Annotated in this window: 24 protein-coding genes and 1 riboswitch; of the genes, 12 read left to right on the forward strand and 12 right to left on the reverse strand. The window is 36.7% G+C overall.

The features are described 5' to 3' along the window. Positions 1-253 precede the first annotated feature (253 nt). From EAI80_RS00460 to EAI80_RS00505, 10 genes are read left to right on the forward strand one after another with little or no spacing between them, the layout of a single operon-like run. A complete protein-coding gene (locus EAI80_RS00460) occupies positions 254-1192 on the forward strand; it encodes an acetyl-CoA carboxylase carboxyltransferase subunit alpha (protein WP_129980511.1) in 939 nt (312 codons plus the stop codon). Next, entirely contained in the window at positions 1185-2105 is a 921-nt protein-coding gene (locus EAI80_RS00465) for a beta-ketoacyl-ACP synthase III (RefSeq protein WP_129980512.1), read from the forward strand. The genes EAI80_RS00460 and EAI80_RS00465 overlap by 8 nt, the downstream gene beginning before the upstream one ends. 10 nt (positions 2106-2115) lie before the next feature. Next, positions 2116-3051 carry a nitronate monooxygenase gene (locus tag EAI80_RS00470; RefSeq protein ID WP_129980513.1) on the forward strand — a complete coding sequence of 312 codons (936 nt, stop codon included), beginning with the start codon at positions 2116-2118 and terminating at the stop codon, positions 3049-3051. Then, on the forward strand, positions 3048-4085 hold the full coding sequence (locus EAI80_RS00475) for a nitronate monooxygenase (protein ID WP_129980514.1): 1038 nt from the start codon (positions 3048-3050) through the stop codon (positions 4083-4085). Before EAI80_RS00470 ends, EAI80_RS00475 begins: the two co-directional genes overlap by 4 nt. Beyond that, the gene (gene fabD / locus EAI80_RS00480) at positions 4082-5005 is read left to right on the forward strand and encodes an ACP S-malonyltransferase (RefSeq protein ID WP_129980515.1); all 924 of its coding nucleotides are present in this window, start codon (positions 4082-4084) and stop codon (positions 5003-5005) included. The genes EAI80_RS00475 and fabD overlap by 4 nt, the downstream gene beginning before the upstream one ends. After that, positions 4992-5744 (forward strand): 3-oxoacyl-[acyl-carrier-protein] reductase, encoded by a 753-nt coding sequence (fabG, locus tag EAI80_RS00485; protein ID WP_129980516.1) that lies wholly within the window; start codon positions 4992-4994, stop codon positions 5742-5744. The genes fabD and fabG overlap by 14 nt, the downstream gene beginning before the upstream one ends. 10 nt (positions 5745-5754) lie before the next feature. Beyond that, positions 5755-7005, forward strand: a complete 1251-nt coding sequence (fabF, locus tag EAI80_RS00490; RefSeq protein ID WP_129980517.1) for a beta-ketoacyl-ACP synthase II — start codon at positions 5755-5757, stop codon at positions 7003-7005. Continuing rightward, the gene (gene fabZ, locus EAI80_RS00495; RefSeq protein WP_129980518.1) at positions 6992-7420 is read left to right on the forward strand and encodes a 3-hydroxyacyl-ACP dehydratase FabZ; all 429 of its coding nucleotides are present in this window, start codon (positions 6992-6994) and stop codon (positions 7418-7420) included. Before fabF ends, fabZ begins: the two co-directional genes overlap by 14 nt. Then, positions 7420-8088 carry a biotin--[acetyl-CoA-carboxylase] ligase gene (locus EAI80_RS00500; RefSeq protein WP_129980519.1) on the forward strand — a complete coding sequence of 223 codons (669 nt, stop codon included), beginning with the start codon at positions 7420-7422 and terminating at the stop codon, positions 8086-8088. Before fabZ ends, EAI80_RS00500 begins: the two co-directional genes overlap by 1 nt. A gap of 54 nt (positions 8089-8142) precedes the next feature. Continuing rightward, a complete protein-coding gene (locus EAI80_RS00505) occupies positions 8143-8598 on the forward strand; it encodes a MarR family winged helix-turn-helix transcriptional regulator (protein WP_129980520.1) in 456 nt (151 codons plus the stop codon). 48 nt (positions 8599-8646) lie between these two features. On the opposite strand, the gene EAI80_RS00510 is transcribed toward EAI80_RS00505, so the two are convergent. The 4 genes from EAI80_RS00510 to thiM all read right to left on the reverse strand — a co-directional run bounded on the left by EAI80_RS00510 (position 8647) and on the right by thiM (position 12805). Next, positions 8647-9408 (reverse strand): hypothetical protein, encoded by a 762-nt coding sequence (locus EAI80_RS00510; RefSeq protein WP_129980521.1) that lies wholly within the window; start codon positions 9406-9408, stop codon positions 8647-8649. Further along, positions 9408-10340, reverse strand: coding sequence for a MarR family transcriptional regulator (locus tag EAI80_RS00515; protein ID WP_129980522.1), 933 nt, complete (start codon positions 10338-10340; stop codon positions 9408-9410). The genes EAI80_RS00510 and EAI80_RS00515 overlap by 1 nt, the downstream gene beginning before the upstream one ends. Positions 10341-10599: 259 nt before the next feature. Next, entirely contained in the window at positions 10600-12018 is a 1419-nt protein-coding gene (gene thiD / locus EAI80_RS14005) for a bifunctional hydroxymethylpyrimidine kinase/phosphomethylpyrimidine kinase (protein WP_129980523.1), read from the reverse strand. After that, positions 12005-12805 (reverse strand): hydroxyethylthiazole kinase, encoded by an 801-nt coding sequence (thiM, locus tag EAI80_RS00525; RefSeq protein WP_238634322.1) that lies wholly within the window; start codon positions 12803-12805, stop codon positions 12005-12007. The genes thiD and thiM overlap by 14 nt, the downstream gene beginning before the upstream one ends. Before the next feature lie 33 nt (positions 12806-12838). Next, positions 12839-12939, reverse strand: a riboswitch (TPP riboswitch). A gap of 589 nt (positions 12940-13528) precedes the next feature. Between thiM and EAI80_RS13255 the strand changes: the two genes are divergently transcribed. Then, positions 13529-13669, forward strand: a complete 141-nt coding sequence (locus tag EAI80_RS13255; protein ID WP_161220245.1) for a hypothetical protein — start codon at positions 13529-13531, stop codon at positions 13667-13669. 182 nt (positions 13670-13851) lie between these two features. Then, positions 13852-14055, forward strand: coding sequence for a hypothetical protein (locus EAI80_RS00530; protein WP_129980525.1), 204 nt, complete (start codon positions 13852-13854; stop codon positions 14053-14055). A 95-nt stretch (positions 14056-14150) separates the two neighbouring features. Here the strand turns inward: EAI80_RS00530 and EAI80_RS00540 are convergent, their stop codons facing one another. The 8 genes from EAI80_RS00540 to EAI80_RS00575 are packed head-to-tail and all read right to left on the reverse strand — an operon-like array spanning position 14151 to position 21361. Next, positions 14151-14945, reverse strand: a complete 795-nt coding sequence (locus tag EAI80_RS00540) for an N-acetylmuramoyl-L-alanine amidase (RefSeq protein WP_238634324.1) — start codon at positions 14943-14945, stop codon at positions 14151-14153. 17 nt (positions 14946-14962) lie between these two features. Beyond that, complete coding sequence (locus EAI80_RS00545; RefSeq protein WP_129980526.1) at positions 14963-15211, reverse strand: DUF6275 family protein; 249 nt, start codon at positions 15209-15211, stop codon at positions 14963-14965. Further along, complete coding sequence (locus EAI80_RS00550) at positions 15204-15671, reverse strand: phage holin family protein (RefSeq protein WP_129980527.1); 468 nt, start codon at positions 15669-15671, stop codon at positions 15204-15206. Before EAI80_RS00550 ends, EAI80_RS00545 begins: the two co-directional genes overlap by 8 nt. Before the next feature lie 15 nt (positions 15672-15686). Then, positions 15687-17555 (reverse strand): DUF859 family phage minor structural protein, encoded by a 1869-nt coding sequence (locus EAI80_RS00555; protein WP_129980528.1) that lies wholly within the window; start codon positions 17553-17555, stop codon positions 15687-15689. Further along, positions 17555-18319 carry a hypothetical protein gene (locus EAI80_RS00560; RefSeq protein WP_129980529.1) on the reverse strand — a complete coding sequence of 255 codons (765 nt, stop codon included), beginning with the start codon at positions 18317-18319 and terminating at the stop codon, positions 17555-17557. Before EAI80_RS00560 ends, EAI80_RS00555 begins: the two co-directional genes overlap by 1 nt. A 4-nt stretch (positions 18320-18323) precedes the next feature. Beyond that, a complete protein-coding gene (locus EAI80_RS00565; protein ID WP_129980530.1) occupies positions 18324-19376 on the reverse strand; it encodes a hypothetical protein in 1053 nt (350 codons plus the stop codon). 10 nt (positions 19377-19386) lie between these two features. Continuing rightward, positions 19387-20991 (reverse strand): hypothetical protein, encoded by a 1605-nt coding sequence (locus EAI80_RS00570; protein ID WP_129980531.1) that lies wholly within the window; start codon positions 20989-20991, stop codon positions 19387-19389. Between the two features lie 4 nt (positions 20992-20995). Continuing rightward, positions 20996-21361: a DUF6711 family protein gene (locus EAI80_RS00575; protein ID WP_055232373.1), complete on the reverse strand. Its 366-nt coding sequence runs from the start codon at positions 21359-21361 to the stop codon at positions 20996-20998. Positions 21362-21373 lie beyond the last annotated feature (12 nt).

Here is a 21373-nt window from a genome sequence, read left to right on the forward strand (position 1 = left end):
AGTTGATTGTACAATCATAAGTGTCCTGGCTCTAAGTCCAACTTATTTGTGCTTGAAAAGATAGCGGCGACTTATAATTATTCAGGATATTCTATTTGAGTAGAATTGCCTACTCACCTTCACGTGCTCTGTAGTATACCACCTCTCTTTGATTATACTATTATATCGAGATGCGCACTAGAGTTTTGGGGGATTTGAGTTTGGTTATATATTTGTGTCCGCGCAACGAAGGCGCGGGGAAATGGAGGAAATTATGTCTTTAAAGGAAAAGGAGGAAAAGATTGCAGAGCTAGAAAAGAAGCTTGCAGTCATTAAGAATGATAGAGAAATAGATTCCAGTAAGATTGAAGAAACAATCAATGATTATAAGAAAGAGACATATTCACATCTTTGTGCATATGATCGTGTTTATCTTGCGAGAAAACCTGAACGTTCTCATATACATGAGTTTATTGATCATGTGTTTGATGAGTTTGTAGAAATGCGTGGCGATCGTTATTTCAAGGATGATCAGGCCATTGTCGGTGGTATTGGAATGTTTAATAACATGCCAGTCACAATTATTGGACATCAAAAAGGAAGAAGTATTGATGAAAATTTAAAGTGTCAGTTTGGCATGGCAAGTCCTGAAGGGTATCGTAAAGGGATGCGTTTAATGAAACAGGCAGAGAAGTTCCATCGTCCTATTATTACTTTTATTGATACACCAGGTGCTTATCCTGGTATTAGTTCTGAAGAGAATGGTATTGGTGAAGCAATTGGTCAGAGTCTGATGATGATGAGTGATTTAAAGGTCCCTATTATTGTGATTATTACTGGTGAAGGGGGAAGCGGTGGTGCTTTAGCCCTAAGTATTGGTGATCACTTAGCCATGTTAGAAAATGCGGTTTATTCTGTTTTATCTCCTGAAGGTTTTGCATCTATTCTTTGGAAAGATGTGAAGGGAGAACGTATTGAAGAAGCATGTGAAGTCATGAAAATGACAGCTGAAGATTTATATCATTATGGGATTATTGATGAAATCATCAAGGAACCTCTAGGTGGTATGACTATAAATCCTGTCGCTGTCTATAGAAATATACGTAAGGTGATTAGAGAACAGTTAGATATTCTAGTCCCAATGGATGTAAATACTTTAATACGTAAGAGATATAACAGATATCGTAAGATTGGAGAATGGAAGAATGGATAAAGGTATTTCTGTCATCGATACAGGATATTATGTACCTGAGAATGTACTGACTAATGATGATCTATCAAAGATAGTTGATACGAGTGATGAATGGATTTATCCCCGCACTGGTATCAAGAAACGTCATATATGTAAAGATGAAACACTTATAGATATGGCTTATAAGGCATCTTTAAAGGCATTAAACAACATCAACAAAGAAGATATTGGAATCATTATTGTGGCAACAATGTCTTCTCCCTATAATACCCCTTCTATTGCCTGTCTCTTACAGGAACGTTTAGGTTTAAATAATGATGTATTTGCGTTTGATTTAAACGGGGCATGCAGTGGGTTTGTCTATGCATTATCAGTGGCACGTTCATTACTTTATACAAGTGATAAGCGTTATGCCTTAATTATTGGTGCTGAACAGCTTTCAAATCTCATTGATTGGAAAGATCGTACAACATGCATCTTGTTTGGTGATGGGGCTGGTGCTGTTGTCATAGAGAAAGAAAAGAAATTATTTTGTGATTATCAAGGATCAGAAGGCAATGAAGAAGTGCTTTATGGTTTAAAGAATGATTATTTACATATGGAAGGTAAAGAAGTATTTAAGTTTGCGACAAGAGTTCTTCCTATGTGTATAGAGAAAGTATTAGAGAAAGCATCACTTACTAAAGATGATATTGATTACTTTGTGGTGCATCAGGCGAATGAAAGAATTATTCGTCATGTCTATAAGAAAATGAAAGTAACATCAGATAAGTTTTATCTGAATGTCGATGAATATGGTAATACATCTGCTGCAAGTATTCCTCTTGTACTTGGAGAGATGAATGAAAAGAAGTTATTAAAAAGAGGTATGAAGATACTCTGTGTTGGTTTTGGTGCAGGACTGACTTATGGTGCCAATCTGATAGAGTGGTAAGGAGAAGACTATGTGGTTAAATGAAACATTAAAGATTAAATACCCTCTTATTCAGGGTGGTATGGCTAATATTGCGACAGGCGCTTTTGCGGCAGCTGTGTCTAATGCAGGTGGTTTAGGACTTATTGCAGGAGGTGGTATGTCTCCTGAGATGTTAAGAGAAAATATCCGTGAGGCAAAGAAACTTACTGATAAACCTTTTGGTGTTAATTTGATGTTATTACATCCTCAAGCAGGAGAAATGGCTGATATTGTGGTGGAAGAAAAGGTTCCTGTTGTTACAACAGGTGCTGGTAATCCAGGTATTTATATTAAGAAATGGAAAGAAGCAGGTATTATTGTGATGCCTGTAGTCCCTAGTGTTGCCCTTGCGAAACGTATGGAAAAAGCAGGTGTGGATGCCGTTATTGCAGAAGGAACTGAATCTGGTGGTCATGTGGGAGAATTGACTACTATGGCTTTAGCACCACAGGTCAAGGCTGCAGTGAATATTCCTGTGATTGTTGCAGGCGGGGTTGCGAGTGGTAAACAGCTTCTTGCAGCAGTTGCACTTGGTGCTGATGGTGTACAGGTTGGTACTATTCTTCTTGCAAGTACAGAATGTCCTATTCACCAGAACTATAAGAATGCGATTATTAAGGCAAAAGATACTGATACAACAGTAACTGGACGTATTGCTGGAACTCCTGTACGTATCTTAAAGAATAAGATGGCACGTACTTATATTAAGAAGGAAAAAGAAGGAACCGAAATGATGGAACTAGAAAAGTATACATTAGGTTCTTTAAAACGTGCTGTATTTGAAGGTGATGTAGAAACCGGTTCTTTAATGAGTGGTCAGGTAGCTGGCATGGTGCATGAAGAAAGAAGTCTTAAAGACATCATTGAAGGTTTATTTAAAGAATATGAAGAAGAAAAGAAACGTGTGATGGAGGTTCATCTATGAAAATAGGATCACATTCTTTATCTCTCCCTTTAATTCAGGGAGGAATGGGTGTTGGTGTTTCCTTAAGTTCTTTAGCTGGAAATGTGGCTAAAAAGGGAGCTATGGGTGTTATTTCTACAGCTCAGATTGGCTTTAAGAAGCCTTCTTTTCTTAAAGATACAAAGAAAGCAAATCTAGAAGCGATTGATGAAGAAATCAAACGTGCTAAAGAGATTTCAAATAATAAAGGTATGGTGGCAGTCAATGTCATGGTTGCCTTAAGTGATTATGAACAGCATGTCAAACAAGCTGTAAAAAGTGGCGTAGATGCGATTATTTCTGGAGCTGGTTTACCATTAAAGCTTCCTGAATACGTGGATGAAAAAACAGCCATTGCACCTATTGTATCTTCTGGTAAGGCAGCACGTTTGATATTAAACAAGTGGAAACGTCAGTATAATCGTACAGCTGACTTTATTGTGATTGAAGGATATAAAGCAGGTGGACATCTTGGATTTAAGAAGGATGAACTATTAGAGAATACATGTGCTTCTCTAAAGGATATCTTGGAGGATGTTAAGGAAATTGTGAAAAGCTTTGAAGAGCTATTCAATCATTCTATTCCAGTCTTTGTAGCTGGAGGCATCTATACTAATGAAGATATTAAAGAGATGTTAGAAGCTGGTGCGGATGGTGTTCAGATGGGTACACGTTTTATTGGTACTTATGAATGTGATGCTTCAATGGAGTATAAGAATTATTTTATTAACGGTAAGAAGGAAGATATCAAAATTGTACAGTCTCCTGTTGGTATGCCAGGACGTGCTTTTATGACACCTTTTATGGAAAAGACACATCCTATTAAGAGATGTTTTAGATGTATTGCGAGCTGTGATATGAAGTCTATTCCTTATTGTATTACTCAGGCTTTAATTAATGCGGTGAATGGTGATTGTGAGAATGGTCTTGTATTTACTGGCACAAACGGATATCGCATTGACAAGCTTGTACATGTAAGTGATCTGATTGATGAATTAATGGAGGGTATTGTATGAAACTCGGTTTTATCTATGCAGGACAAGGAACACAATATGTAGGTATGGGACAGTCTTTTTATGAAAATGATGAAGACTGTAAGAACCTATTAGATAATGTAAAATTAGATTTTGATTTAAAGGATATCATGTTTAATAGTGATGAAAAGACTATTAGTACAACTCGTTTTACTCAGCCTGCGATGGTAGCAGTTGCCAATATGGCTACTCTTCTTTTAAAGAAGAATAGGATTACACCTGATTATGTATGTGGTTTATCTTTAGGTGAATACAGTGCTTTAAGTGCAGCAGGTGTATTTGATCCTGAAACAGCAATCCAGGTTGTAAGAGAAAGAGGGCTCGCAATGGAAAAGGCCGCTGAAGGTGTTGAGAGTGCAATGATGGCTATTCTTGGACTTGAACGTGAGCCATTACTTAATATATGTGTTGGCTGTGATGGGTATGTTTCTATTGCGAACTATAACTGTCCTGGACAGTTAGTTATTGCAGGAGAAAAGAAAGCAGTAGAAGAAGCAGGTCAGAAAGCATTAGATCATGGTGCAAGAAGAGCTGTACCTTTAAATACAAGTGGTCCTTTCCATACAAAGTTATTAAAAGATGCAAGTACAAGACTTCATGAAGTATTTAAAAATGTTAAATTCCATGAAATGAATGTTCCAGTGATTTTCAATTGTACTGGTAAGGAATTAGAAAATTGCAGTGTACAGGATATGTTAGAGAAACAGGTCATGAGTCCTGTATATTTTGAAGATAGTATTCGTACTATGATCAATAATGGTGTGGATACAATGATAGAAATTGGTCCTGGTAAGGTATTAAGTGGTTTTGTCCGTAAGATTGATAAAAAAATCAAGACATATCAGGTAGAAGATATGGCTTCTTTACAGAAGTGTGTGGAGGCATTAAATGAAACTAAGTAATAAGGTAGCCCTTGTCACTGGAGGGTTAAAAGGTATTGGACGTGCGACAGTGATGGAACTTGCAACTCAAGGTGCAGATATTGCGTTAAATTATCGTGCAAGTGAAAAGAATAAAGTATTAGCTGAAGAATTAGTGAAAGAACTTAAAGATCTTGGTAGAGATGTATTATGTGTTGAAGGTGATATTTCTCATGAAGAGGATGTAGAAAAGATCTTCAAGAGTATCAAGAAGTACTTTGGACATCTTGATATTCTTGTGAATAATGCAGGTATTACAAGAGACCAGTTAATTTTAAGAATGAAAACTGAAGACTTTGATGCCGTTATTAATACAAATCTTAAGGGAACTTATTTATGTATGAAGCAGGCAAGTCGCTTAATGATGAAACAGAAGTCTGGTCATATTATTTCTTTATCTTCTGTCGTAGGTGTGATTGGTAATGCCGGACAGGTTAACTATGCAGCAAGTAAAGCAGGTGTCATTGGTATGACAATGTCTCTAGCAAGAGAATTAGGTCCTAGAGGTGTCACTGTGAATGCAGTAGCTCCTGGATTTATTGAAACTGATATGACAGAAGTATTAAGCGATGAAATTAAAGTTGGTTTAAAGGCATCTATTCCTTTAGGAACACTTGGACATGTAGAAGATGTTGCAAAGACAATCGCATTCCTAGCAAGTGATGATGCAAAGTATATTACAGGACAGACCATTCATGTAGACGGTGGAATGGCTATGTAAGGAGGAGCTTATGACAAAACGTAGAGTAGTAGTTACAGGTATAGGAACAATAAATCCTATTGGACATAATGTGGAAGAAACATGGAAGTCTATTGAAGAAGGTAAGTGCGGTATTGCGCCTATTTCTTTATTTGATACAAAAGATATGAAGGTCACTCTTGCTGGTGAAGTCAAAGACTTTGATGTTACAAAGTATATTGATAAGAAAGAAGCGAAAAAGATGGACCGCTTTATTCAGATGGGTATGATTGCAGCTAAAGAAGCGGTGACTGATAGTGGTCTTGATATCAACAACATTGATTCTCATCGTTTTGGAGTGATTGTATCAAGTGGTATTGGCGGTTTAGGTTCTATTGAAAAGAACTATCAGACAGCAGAAAAGAGAGGTTTTGATAGAGTATCTCCTTTCTTTATTCCTATGACTATTTCTAACTTAGCAGCGGGTCATATTGCAATTGCTTATCATGCACAAGGGTTATGTACCTGCCCAGTGACTGCCTGTGCAGGGGGTACAAATGCGATTGGTGATGCTTTTAGAAATATTCGTGATGGATATCAGGATGTCATGATTGCTGGTGGATGTGAAGCTTCAGTAACTCCTTTAGGTATTGGTGGATTTACTTCTATGAAGGCTTTAAGTGATGCCACTGATCCTAAACGTGCTTCTATTCCTTTTGATAAAGAAAGAAATGGATTTGTCATGGGTGAAGGAGCAGGTATTCTTATTCTTGAAGAATTAGAACATGCCTTAAAGAGAGGCGCACATATTTATGGTGAAATGACTGGTTATGGTGTAAGTTGTGATGCCCATCATATTACTGCCCCACTTCCTAATGGTGAAGGTGGTGCCTATGCAATGCAGAATGCATTAGATGATGCAGGTATCAGTTATGATGTGATTGATTATATTAATGCGCATGGTACTTCTACTCATTTAAATGATTTATGTGAAACTGAAGCGATTAAATCAGTATTTAAGGAACATGTATACAAGCTTGCAGTAAGTTCTACTAAAGGTCATACAGGACATTGTTTAGGGGCTGCAGGAGGTATTGAAGCAGTACTATCAGTATTAGCCTTAAAGCATGACTTTATTCCTCCTACTTTAAATTATCAGGCAAAGGATGAAGAATGTGATTTAAATGTAGTACCAAACGTTGGTGTTAAGAAAGATCTTCATTATGTGATGAGTAATTCATTAGGTTTTGGTGGACATAATGCAAGTATTATATTCAAGGAGTATGACAATGGAACTAAATAGTAATGAAATTGCGAAAATTAATCCTCATCGTTATCCATTTGCGCTTGTAGATCGTATTACTGATTATAAGCCAGGAGAATATGCGAAAGGCATTAAGTGTGTCAGTGTGAATGAAATGCAGTTTATGGGGCATTTCCCTGAGCATCATGTAATGCCAGGTGTATTGATTGTAGAAGCTTTAGCACAGACTGGATGTATTGCGATATTAAGTCAGAAAGAACATCAGGGTAAGATTGTCTTCTTTGCAGGAATCAATAAATGTAAGTTTAAAGGTCAGGTCATTCCTGGAGATGTGATGGAATTAGAATGCACACTCACAAGAATGAGAGGTAAGATCGGTATTGGTGAAGCAAAAGCAACAGTCAATGGTAAAACTGTTGTACAGGCTGAACTCACTTTTGCGATTGGTGACTAATGAAATATATAGAATTTGAAGAAATTGATTCTACTAATACGTATATTCATGATCATTATCAGGAATTAGATGATGATACAATTGTCCGTGCACATTATCAAACTCATGGTCGAGGACGTTCTAATCATATCTGGGAGGCAGATAAAAATGAACAGCTTCTCTTTAGTTATTATATGAAACAGAACGTGGATCCTTTAAAAGTGTCTGCCATTATGGCTTATGCGATTGTGACAGTTCTAAGAATGAAACAGATCAATGCATTCATTAAGTGGCCAAATGATATATATATAAATAATCAAAAGATTGCAGGTATTCTTGTAGAGACAATTTATGAGAGTACTTTACAGGGTATTATTATTGGGATAGGGTTAAATATTAGTAAGGGTTCTTACTATTCTCTATCTGATGTGATAAATCATCCTATAGATAAAGAAAAGCTGATGTTGAATATTATTGATACATTTAAGAATATGCTTCATATGCCTTTTGCATCTTTATTAGATGGCATGAATCGTCATTCTTATTTAAGAGGTAAGACAATTCCCTATAAAGAGTATGGTTTAGTGAAATTCTTATATCTAGATGAGAATTGTCATCTTGTGATAGAGGATGAAAACAAGAAAAAACATACGATTCTCTTGAATGAATTATCATTAGGTCGTATATAATTAGTCTTCTCAAATATGTGATAAAATTGTAGAATAGAGTCAAGGAGTGGAATTATGGACGCGAAAAAGAATAATTTAATGGATTCTATTAATACAGTTTTTAAACTCGCCATTAAAGTGCAGGAAGATTATATTAAACATAGTCCTTTTCCTGAGTTATCAATGAATGAAATGCATATTATAGAGGCTGTAAGTAAGCAGCAGTTTCCTACTATGACAAATGTTGCAAAGACATTAAAGGTAACTGTAGGAACATTAACTACTAATGTAAAGACTATTGTGAATAAAGGTTTTCTTACAAGAGAACGTTCTTCTGCGGATCATCGTGTCACATATCTACGTATTACTGATAAAGGATATCAGGCATTAGAGGTTCATAACCAGTTCCATAGGGATTTATCTGGACTTTATAGTCAGCATATTCCTGATGAAATGATTGGCTGGGTATATGATACAATAGAGAACGTCATAGAAGACTTAAAAGAATACCAGAAAAAACTTAATAAATAATATAAACCCCTATAGAAGGTGTGATTCTTCTATAGGGGTTTTTTACACTTATTTTCTTAAACCATACCACTGATGTAAAAGAGAAATTAATTCATCCTTATTTGTTGCTTGTACACCAATAGCTTTTAAATCCACATTTTCATCTACCATCACTGATAAAAACGTCTCCATATCTTTCTTGATTTCATCGCTAAGTATCATTCTTGTATTAGGCGAGACCAATTGAGCCAATCGAAATACATGATTCTTGTGTTTCTTAGTATTCTTACTATCAATATGTTCACCACATAACCTTCCTTCTGTCAAATCTAACCACGCTTTAGCTTTAAATGCAATTAAACATAGAGGGCTGAGAACTGGTACGCCATCAATAATTAACTGTCCACCTTTTAATAAGTCATAATAATCTTTATTCAAAAGAATAGCAGATAAACTTGATACCTCTTCATCAATTGGTAAAGGTGTAAGAATTGAATCATTATCTAAAATCATATAATCAGGATTTCTTGAAAATATTTCTATCATATATGGGTATTGCTTACTCTTAGGACAACTAAATCTGTAAAACTGTGCTTTACCTGTACTTTTATTTAAATGTGAATACTTAGCTTCTTTAATATACTCCCAAAATCTCCTGCCAAATTCTGCTGTTATAGACTCAACAATTAATACAATATCTATATCCTTGGTAGCTCGAAATGGGAGTTCTTCATTTTCCATTATAACATCACAGGCCGTGCCACCAATAATAACATATTGATTCTCGAACCCTTTAAAGTATTCTTTAAACTTAGCAATTCCATTGACCATTAATCTGTCAGCTCCTTTTCTAGTATGTCTTCTAAGACTTCTTCAATTCTTTCATCTTTATTTTCTTTCAAAGACAATACTATAGAAAGAGTATCTGCGATATTTGTATGAGTAAATAATTGAGGATCATAGGCCCATATTTCTACTTTTACCTGTACTTCTGGGTCTATCAATTCATCAATAAGCTGCGTCTTATCAAAGTCCTTTTCATATACTGCATATGTTCTAAAACGGCTTGGATTCAACATACTCATTTCTGATAATGCGGTCTCTCCTGCAAGAACCATATAATCTGTAACCAAAAACTGATTCATATATCCTACTTGACGTACTGGTGTTAAGAGATAGTGTTGAATATGCTCAAACAATTCTTTATAAGAATATTTCGATTCTATTACCTTATTCACACCATCCTTATATACTAAAAATAAATCTGTCATTTCTAATTGTATAACTGCCCTAGACAGGGTCATTGCGGAAAATGGAAGGCTCTTTGACAGATCTGATACATATACCTTCTTCTCATGATTATACATATAAGCAAGAAATAATAACTGTGTTGAATAGACAAACTTGTCTTTAATCTTTTTTGGTTCCTTTTCATTTACAAGTAATGTACCAATAAAAGGAAGAAAAGTTTGTTTATCTGTTATGAAAGGAATGTGATTCTCAAGAAGACTCTTTCTTCTATAAAATGATATTGTCTTACTATATAATACGACAGGAACATCATCAATTACTCGAATTTTTTGTATTTGTTTTTTGAATGATGGAAGTGTTGGCAGTTCTTCTATCGGTATAATCACAATACAACGTATATTTTCTATATAAGCTGTATAGAATTGATAATTACTCACAATATAGAGAGGTAATATGCTTTTCTTATCCCAAGGTTCATATCTTATAGATAGGCCAAATATATTATCAATCATTGTATAGGCTCCTTTTAACTTAATTTATTTCATTTTAACTTTGTGAATGTTAATATGCAAGTTTTTGAGTTAAATAAAAAAATCCTCCAGATGATATATCTAGAGGATATTCATAAGATATGCCCACCTTCAAGTAATAGATATATAACTCGAAGAAGCAAAATAAATAATATGAGTATAAACCACGCTTTGAATTCTTTCATGCCCTTAACCTCTTAACAGAGATTATACCAGGCAGTTATGGAATTATTGTGTACTTTTAGATATTATAGCCATGATCCATAGGACCACTTCCCTGACCTAAATCTAACATAGCACCTATTGCACCAGAAAGATATGCTTTAGCATGTCTAACTGATTCTTCTAGTGTATAGCCTTTAGCCAAGTTGGATGCAATCGCACTTGATAAAGTACATCCTGTACCATGTGTATTACTGTTGTCTATTCTATGTCCTTTAAACCAAGTACCCTTTTCACCATTGTATAGGTAGTCATTGGCATCATTTAATTGATGTCCACCTTTGACTAATACAGCACAATGATATGTGTCATAAATCTTCTTAGCTGCTATTTCCATATCTTCTACAGTCTTAACTTCCATATCAGTGAGTACTTCTGTTTCTGGAATATTAGGAGTAATGACTTCAGCAATAGAAAGTAATTCTTCCTTTAATGTAGAGATAGCTTCATCACTAATAAGCTTTGCGCCACTTGTCGCAACCATGACTGGATCTACCACAATATGCTTCGCATCATAATGTTTCAACATTTCTACAATAGTATGAATAAGTGCTTTAGAAGACACCATACCAATCTTAACAGCTTCTGGATAGATATCATCAAATACAGCACGAATCTGGCTTTCTAAGAACTCTGGAGTAACATCCATAATATCTGTCACACCCGTTGTATTCTGGGCTGTGAGGGCTGTAATAGCGCTCATACCAAATACTTTATTAGCAAGCATTGTCTTTAAATCTGCTTGTATTCCTGCACCACCACTCGAGTCACTACCGGCAATAGTTAAACATGTATGCATTGTTTCATAAAGTGCATCCACACGCTTCTTTAAATCAATAGTAGCCTGTTTAATATTCTTCTGACCAAATAAAGCACTAATAACCGCAATGCCATCAATACCTGTATCTTTAAGTAATAAGCAGTTATCATAACTGATTCCACCAATGGCTACCATTGGAAGATCCACTGTATCCGTCATTTCTTTTAAACGCTTGATACCTAATACTTCCGCATCATCTTTAGAAGATGTAGGGAAAATAGCCCCTATACCTAAATAGTCTGCACCATGTTCTTTCGCAATTCTTGCTTCTTCTATAGTATGTGCACTTACACCAATTATCTTATCTGGCCCAAGTATTTCTCTTGCCTTCACGCATGCCATATCATCCTGACCCACATGAACACCATCTGCATCTATTTCCTTAGCAAGCATAACATTATCATTAATAATAAATGGTACATCAAATAAACGACATAGTTCTTTAATATTCTTTGCTTCTTCATAGAAAGAGGCTTCATCTAGGTCTTTTTCTCTTAGCTGAAGACAAGTTGCACCACCCATTAAAACATCTCTTACCTGCTCATATAGAGTCTGTTCTCCTGTCCAATGACGATCTGTCACAGCATAGAGTCTCAACATGTCATTATTGAACTTCATATTTACCACTCTTTTCTAGTTCTTCATCAGTCATATTGAATAATGCATCAATTAAATAAGTACGAAGTGTTGCATTACCTTCACCTTCTTTTAATTTAGATGCACCAATTTCACCCGCAATACCCATGGACATAACAGCTGCCGCAGCACTATCTACACTATTTTCTACTGTTAAGAAACAGCCTAAGATACCTGATAACATACATCCAGTACCAGTAATAGCACTCATTTCTTTACATCCATTATTGATCATATAGCACTTATTACCATCAGTGACATAATCTATAGGACCAGTCACAATAATAATAGTATTGAGTTCTTTTGCGAATGCTTTGATATCGTCAATAAGATCCTGTGAGTTCTTCTGATCTTCTGCAGATGCATCAACACCTTTAGTATGACCTGTACCAGCCATTAAAGTCTTGATTTCTGAAACATTCCCTTTGATGGCATCAAAATGAATCTGAGCGAGTAGATCCTTACATGTATTAGTACGTAAATCAGTCGCACCTGCACCTACTGGATCTAATACAGTAATATGTTTACACGCATTAGATGCCTTACCTGCTTCAAACATAGAAGCAATTTTCACCTGATTGAGAGTCCCAATATTAATATTTAATGCATTACTGATAGAAGTCATCTGTGCCACTTCTGTGATCTCATCTGACATAATAGGACTGCCACCAATTGCAAGAATCGCATTGGCTACATCATTCACTGTTACATAGTTAGTGATGTTGTGTACTAATGGTTTTACTTCTCTTAATTTCTTAATGTAGTTCATATTCTTTTCCTCCATAAAAAAGAGCACGCTGAAAGAGGGTGCTCATAAAATTCCTACGTTGGCATTATCCAAATCAGGTTTCATGGTCAAGACTTATGTCTACTCTCAGCAAATTAGCTCCCATTTCAATTGTAATAATATGTTAAAACATTCAGTTATGAAATACAAGGGATTTCATGACCATATACATATTTACTACTCTATTCTAGAGTATTATAATATACACATCATTCTGTTATAGCTTCCCAAAATATATGAGATACTAATGAGCTTCCCCTCATCAAATTCTCTTCTATAATGGAATGTAATCTACCATTTTGGTAGATTTTTTATTTTTAGGCATAAAAAAAACACCGATTACTCGGTGTCTGCATTCAGAATGGTGCGGGTGACAGGATTTTATTGATAGCAATTCACATTGAATAATGTTATATATTTATGTGTTTTTTCGTGACTTTAAATATATAGAAATATGCTATTTATCATTATCGTTTTAATTTTTTAGTCCACTTTTTAGTCCAAATAAAAAATGCTTCTTTCCGACCGACCAAAGACAGAAAGAAGCGATTAACCAAAAGCACTAAAGCCCAATGTTTAAAAGTGCCCTCGTGCATATAATTATAATAAATCTTTTAAATAAATATATCAATATTTTTTATATTCTTCTTTGCATACTACTTGGAGTATGTTATAATATAATCACAAAAGGAAGGAGGGAAAAAGATGAATTTAGATGATTTAAAAAAATTGAGCGAAATCTTTAACAATTTCGCCCAACCGATTGCTACAGTGATTGCTTCTTGGGTAGGCGCCAAACTAGCAAAGAGCATTACACAGAGCAATAAAAAGAAAAAGAAGAAGTAATTCACAAAGGAAGAACTTCTTCTTCCTTCTTCATCTAAATGATATCACAAATCTATGAAACAGAAAATAGCAATTATAGTAATGTTTTCAGGAATTGCATTAACAGTGTACAAAAGCTATTGGCTAATAGGAATACTGATGATGCTTTTAGGTATGTATCTTCTAGCAAAGGAAAGTTGAGTATGGAAAAAGAAAAATTCAATCAAAAAGAATATGTCAAACAGTGGACAAAAAGTAATATGAAAACAGTAAGCGTTAGTTACAAAACTGAATTTGTCACCGAGTTCAGAGAAGCATGTGAGAAACTAGGAATAAAGCAGTCTGCTGTTTTCAGAGAAGCCATGGAAGCAGTTATTGAAAACGCAAAAAAGGACCAGAGCAAATAGCCCTGGTCTTTTCTTATGCTTTAAATTGTTGTGTAGTCGAAATTAAGTCAAGTTTAGTCAACATCTTTATGAATAAACTCATAATAAAACTTAAATTAGACTTTTTTCAAATACTTTCTAGCAACCCAACCACTTGGAATCTTTGCCCAATCTCCATCGAATTTAGACACAGTAACACGAGTGCCATAATTTAGACAGCCGTCCTTGTCGTAATCGTGAGCCTTAGCGTTCTTAGTTAATTCATTGTATGTTTTTCTTCTACAGTTAGCTCCTGGTCCTGTTCTGACACTTAAATCACTAGCAGTAATCATATAAGTACCTAAAGTACTAGATGCATTGCTCTGTGGCTTAGGTGTAGGAGTTTTAACATGTTCGTTTACACTCTTATTTAAGATACCCTCTACAATTGCCTTTGCGCACTTGTCAGCGTTCCAATGAGCCTTATCTGTGGCATTGTCAACAAAGCAGCACTCAACTAGAAGCGCTGGAGAATTAGTCTTTCTCAACACATATAACTTTGTAGATGTTTTAACACCTCTATTTCTAATGCCTAGAGTGTTAGAAATATTCTTGACGATTCTTTCAGCTTCATCTTTTGCTTTTGATTTACTGTTGTAGATATATACCTCTGTACCTGTTCCGCCTCCAGCGTTGAGATGAATAGAGATATCTAAGTCAACATTATGATCATTACACTTGTTTACAATTGCTTTTAGGTTAGAATTCTGGTCTTTTCCATTATCATCAGTACAGTCATATACTGTATGTCCGTTTGCTCTTAACAACTCAATTACTTTGTTTTTAACTTTTCTGTCTTCATTGACTTCGTCTAACAATCCACTTGCTCCACGACATTTTAAAGAATGTCCACCATGAACGTTAATTCTCATACTTTATACCTTCTTTCTTATAATTTAATACACACATTCTTTTCTTTCTTGTAAGCATCTAAATATAATTCTTTTCTATCTCCGTTATAAGTAGCCTCAAAATACATACCATCTGACAATGTAGTTGATAGTAAAGCCTTGTTATTTTGAAGTGTCTTACACACCCACACAACATAGATATCGAAATCCTGTGGATCTTCTAGATGTTCGTTTGTATATCTTCTTACTTCTTCGGTTGCAATCTTTAGAAATTCGTCATTACCCATTGTTATTCTCCTTGTTGATAGCGTTTTCTGCTACTTCTAAGCCTTTAGTTAAAACAGATGGTACGTTGTCTCCGGCTTCCACGAAGTTCTCAATGATGCTTCTTAATTCATTGATAATGAGAGATGCTAATGTAAACCATCCAACATAAGTTGTGATAGTCAAATCGATGTTAATTGTCTGTCCAATCTCAATGAAAATAGAAGATGCAAGAAATGCTACTAGCACCATGAGCCAGTAACCTAACTTTTTCCATACACCTCTGACTCCTTTAGCGGAATTTTCTTTGCCTGTTAATCTAGACTTTCTAATTCCTGTGATGTAGTCAATGATGTTTAATGTCAAAAAGCCTACGAATAAAAACCAATGTGTGCCTAATGCAGCAGTCAATACTGCTACAATAGTGCCTCCGATAGCGTTAATCGCATCCATGTATTTTAATGATGTATCATATAATTTCATATTTTCTTCTCCTTTTTAAGCATATGAATATGTATAAAAACCGCAAATATAAACGTTGTTTATGGTGTTTCTTAGTGAAGTCAAAGTAAAATTACCTTTTGTGACATCGTTGGTTATAGGGTAATATCTGATGACTAGCCCAGCGTCTGCAGCGGGGTTTGCTATGGGAATGAACATATTGCTTTTTGGTTTTTTGTCGGCAGGAAATCCTGTCCACATGTACCCCATAGTATTCCCTCCGATTGTGGCGTTTACTACACCATCCCAGTTTATTTCGCAGAGTTTCAATCCGTCGTTATATCGGTATTTCAGTGTGATACCACATGCATTAGTTCCACAAGAGATCCAATCAGACCAGCCAATAACTCTATGCTGTATCTTCTTATCCGTGAGCACGGGCACCCATGTATCTACTTGATTCTCTGTATCAAAATCAAATACATACCCATTAAATGACTGCGCTTCAAGAGGCATATCCACCTTTAATTTCCCACTCTCTGCCTTGCATCCAACTCCAATTCCTCTGCCGTCAGCCGAAAAATCAAGCAGTTTAAATGAAGGAGCGATAGCAGCATAAGATGCAACACCATCTGTAGTGAAGTAATCCTTCACAAGCACTCTGAAAGAATAGGCATTGTCTGCGCTGAACTTGCCAGCAGATGATATATATACCTTGTTCTCGCCACTGTATGAATCTGTATAAGTTGCAAGAGTAGTCCATGTTTCACCATTTTTATACTGGATCATGACAGACTTATCATTTTTATTTGCAACAGGTGCAATTGAAAATGAATAAGTAATCTTAACTGCCGTACCTTCATCGTCAGCTTTGTTAGTCGATACATTCCAACGTTGTGCAGTGACATTCTTAACAGTCGGTGACCACCACTGCGTGACACTGATATTCTTCGAAAGTGCGGCTTTCTGTCCTCTTGAATCTGTAACTGTCGATTTAAGTGTAACTGTGCCAGATGATTTCAACGGCTGAGTTGTAAAGAAACTGTTTGGTCCAGGTATGATCTGTCCATCAATCTCATTGTAATAGTAAGTAATTGAAGCACCGTTCTTCGCCGTTGCTGATACATTACATTTGACTTTCGAAACGCCCTGTATAATTGTTGATGCTCCGAATCTTTTTGCGATTGCAGCATCTTCATTTGTGTATGTGATTCCTGTTACGGTTGGCTCATAGCCCGATGGCAGTACTAAATCCAATCGGCAGTAGTTAGTACCGATGTACTTTCCGGCACGATTGTATGTATCTACCTTGAATGTCATATATGAATATGACGTGTTAGTCATCTTGCTGATCAGTGAAGTCGGTACTGTCCATCTGAATTCGTCATTCCACTGATTATCAGCAATCTGTACATTCATATCGTAATAACTGTATGAGATTACATGACCAAAGTCAGATGATGCCCTAGGTGTCTTGATTGTCACACTGTTTCCAAAATAAACTGATGTTGGAGAACAGTAAGGCTTAGTTGCTCTAGGAATGACATCGCAGTCAACACCACCCGAAGCAGATACACTACCTACATAGCTGCCCGAAAGAGTTACTTTCAATTCCTGTGAGAATGAGAAATCAAAATGCTTGCCACCGTTACTGTCATGAGGGATTCTAATATTAGTAACCGTCGCAAGTGTCTTTGTTCCACTTCCTCCAATAGTCACTCCACCAGACCATAACAGTACGCCATTAGCCCACATAGATCCGTATTTAGTAGCGTTTGAGTGGATATCCCACTTATAGTACCTTGTCAGTGTAGCAGTCCATAAATCATAGTTTTCGTCAACATTGACACCTGTTCGTGTCATTGTCATTGTGACATTACCATTGCCGCCGCCAAACGAAGCACTGCATGTTGCATATGTTGCCATCAGTCACCACCTACTTTCTTAAATGTTAATGATCCATCGCGGTTAACAATGAATCCGAAGTTTCCAATCCTCAAGGAACTAGAAACTTCGATGTTTGAATTGTACATTCTGTTATTAGCGAAATACGCTACTTCGTCATTGTTCTGAAGAATAGAGTACTTGCTGTTTGTCTGTTTTGTCTTGAATTCAGATTCCTGCTTACCTATCTCTATTCCGTCTGCATTGAATCTGATATAAGTGTTCAGCTGAGTCTGATTGTTTGATACAGTGTCAGAAAGAGAACTAAAGTCTTCTTTCTTTACAAATCCCATCTGAATGCTTTCCGTTGTCTGCTGAATAGTAGATACAGTAGAAGCGAGGTTTGCACCATCTGAAGCACTATAATAATTCTCTGATACTGTCTGTAAGATGGATGCCTTTGTCTGTTCTATAGACGAAGAAGCATCCTTAGTCGCCTGCTGCAGCTGATTGTTCATGTTGTTTATTCTGTTGTCGTAATCATCAATGATTGACTTTAGGTCATTTGCAAGCACTGGGGTGGTCGTTGTATATGTTCCATCATCCCATAATATCTTCGACCTAACCCAGTAATAATGCTTGTCAATGTAGTCATCGGGAACGCTTTTCCACCCGTTACTGCTTGCATCGGGCATTTCCGTTGCTGAATCTGATAGGTAATACTCCGGAGTGATTGAGCGAATTCCCTGTCCGTCCTCGCCATCATTAACTCTCACGAGGGTCATGCTAGCCGATGCCTTAACCATATAATTAACCTTCTAGCTGAGCACTGAATGTTGCCTTGTTTGTGATATCACCTGCACCGATTGTGTATGTCGCGCCTGTTGCTACTGCGGCAGTTCCGCCGTCCTTATACCACTTGATAGCTCCTAATGCAGATAACGCAGAACCAGTCACTTCAACTCCACCTTTATAAACATGAGCAGTTAAAGTTGTAGCAATAGCAGTGTTCTTGAAGATTGTTCCACCGCTTGAGGTGATAGCCATGGTAATAGCATCCTTGCCATTTGTTCCGTTGATTCCGTTTGTACCTTTGTAAGATACAGAATATGATTCAGTAGACTTACCATCCGAATAGTTTACAACAGTCTTTGTCCATAAGTACTGACCATTTGCCACGCTAGGCACTGTAGTACTCCAAGTTCCTGTTGGAGGAGTAGTGCCGCTTGTGCCTGCCTGGTATGTAACAGATGTTGAACTTACAGTAACGCTTGTACCGTTTGAACCATTTGAGCCGTTTGTACCCTTGTAAGAGACTGAGTAGGCTTCTGTTGATTTGCCATCAGAATACCTAACTACTGTCTTAGTCCAAAGGAACTGACCATTAGGTACATTTGGAACAGTAGCGCTCCATTCACCTGTTGGCTTAGTAGTTCCACTTGCACCGACCTGGTAAGTTACAGAAGTAGAACTTACGGTAACACTTGTCCCATTCTGACCTGTCTGACCCTTGAATGCGATTGAGTAACTGAACGTCTTGTTGATTGTAATATCACCATTCACAACAATAGGAATAGTGATAGTGCCACTCTTAGTTAATGCAGATGTTGCAGTAACTGTGATTGTTGGCATTGGTGACTTGCCGTCAGACACTGCTGAAATTCCTGTAGGACATGTGATAGTTCCTACAGTACACGGAACCTGTTCATTACCACACAATGCCATTACCTGTGTAGTAGTTGTCTGTGTGCCGTTTACAGAAGTAGTAGTGCCTAAAAATGTGTGGCTATCACTTGTCAATACGACGGAATATCCATCGGTTAAGTCGATAACGTCAATCTGATTGACCGCTTTAATTGCCATAATTTTCCTCCTAAATGTTTAATTCGCAGTTGAATACTGCCTTGAATTTAATGTCCTTTGCTGAAATAGTAAACATGAATCCGTTATCGTTGAGTCTTGAATCATCTAACGGGATCTTGCTGAATTCTGTCTCTCCGTGCCTTTTAATGAGCCACTGCAGATATGCATTATCTCCAAATGTTTCTCTCAATTTTGAAGAGTTATCAATCACAACTCCGCCCACATAGATATTCACTGTGAATATAGTTGCCACATCACTGTTCTTGAATGTCGTGCCGTTTGATGATTCTATACACAATAATATAGAATCCTCGCCTTTTGCACCTGTTATACATACTGGTGTACTGTATGTGACAGTATTGTTGATCGTCGTAGCTGTTCTCTGCCATATATAGAATCCAGGACGCCATGTCGGTGCAGTCTCTGACCAACCTGTTTCTGGTGGTGTAGCTCCATCTGTTGAACTAGCATACTCACAAACAAACTTCTTAACTGAACCCTGTGCCTGTTTGATTGCTTCTCCTGCCTTTTCTTCAACTTCTGAAACCCTTAGTGATATCTTCTCATTGGACAGGCTTAATTGCGCCATCTTGTCATTGATGCCTTCCTGTTCCTTTGCGATTATATCTAGTTTCAATGATTCCTGGTCCTGTTTGACCTGCAGCTTTCTGATTCGTGTTGTATTAGATACACGATTCACTGTCTTTTCTTCATTCTTTGTTGTCACACTGCCGTCAACCGTAGACATAGAGAACTGTCCACCTTTGTAATTGACAGTTAGATCCGATACAAAGAAAGTGAATTCATTATTGTTATAATTGACAAGAGCACCAGGAAGAAGGTTATCAATCGATATCATTGTGACATTCTTCACCTGGTTGAAAGTCAATCCTTTAAGTCTGTCATAGATGCTGTCTATAATGCTCTGTTCATCTGCATATAGATTTGCTGAATCAATAAATAGCGTATTTCCTGTTTCGTCGCCTTTAGAAAGAGGATTGAGACCATTTTCAGCATATACTCTTGTGAGTGTATACACTTCATTCTTCTCATAATCTGTTAAATCCTGTGTAGTTGCAAATGCAGTCTTTTCAATGGGAACAAATCTAATAGAATCAATTCCCTTTGCATAGACATTAGCCCCAAACAGTTCAGCAATCCACCCAAGATAGTTTCTTATCACAATCGTGTTATCATACCATGATACGCTCTTATCAAGAACGTACTGCGGTATTCCTTCACGAATAATAGAAAGACCAGTCAGACTTTCAATCTCGTCTAGCTGGTCTTTTATAGTGACAGGATAAGACAGTTTAGTATCGTATGCCTTGTCAAGAGAATAGTTGTTGTCATACATCTTGAGAGTGAGTTCCTTGGTGTACTTCTCCGGCTGGTCATACACCTTGAAGTATCTTGTATCAGATGCATCATTCTCCTTGACTTCCCAGTACTTGCTGATGTCGATATTGTCAAGAATGCCGTCATAGTTATCGAACTTCATTGTCAATTCAATTGATGGAACGTTGCCTATCATACGGCAGTCAGCAAAAGAGACAGACATCTTATAATCAAGAAGTCTGTCCGTTACATTTGTCTCTCCATACTTTATAAGCATATGATCACACCTCAATCAGAGAGAAAGAGAATGAATCTGCCTTTAGACCAGACTGCACTCTCTTATAATTGTACTTCTTATTTGAAGCATACATCTTCTTGGTTCCTCTGATACCATGATCAGGAATGTAGAGTTCTGCCGTGAACTCTGCCGGAGTGAGTACCTTCAAAATATTCATTACATCTGTAAATGTATTCAACTTATATGTACATGTAATCTTAAGCATGTTAGAACGTATTCTATTTCTTCTTAAGATGCCTGTTGAGACAGGTCTGACACTATCCGAATCTAGATCATTGATTTCTACGCTAATCTCTGAAGGAGTCGGAATAAGTGTTCCGTTTATCTTGATTTTCGCTTCATCTGCCATTTATTCCACCCC

The organism is Catenibacterium sp. co_0103 (genome assembly GCF_004168205.1).
GTDB lineage: Bacteria > Bacillota_I > Bacilli_A > Erysipelotrichales > Coprobacillaceae > Catenibacterium > Catenibacterium mitsuoka_A.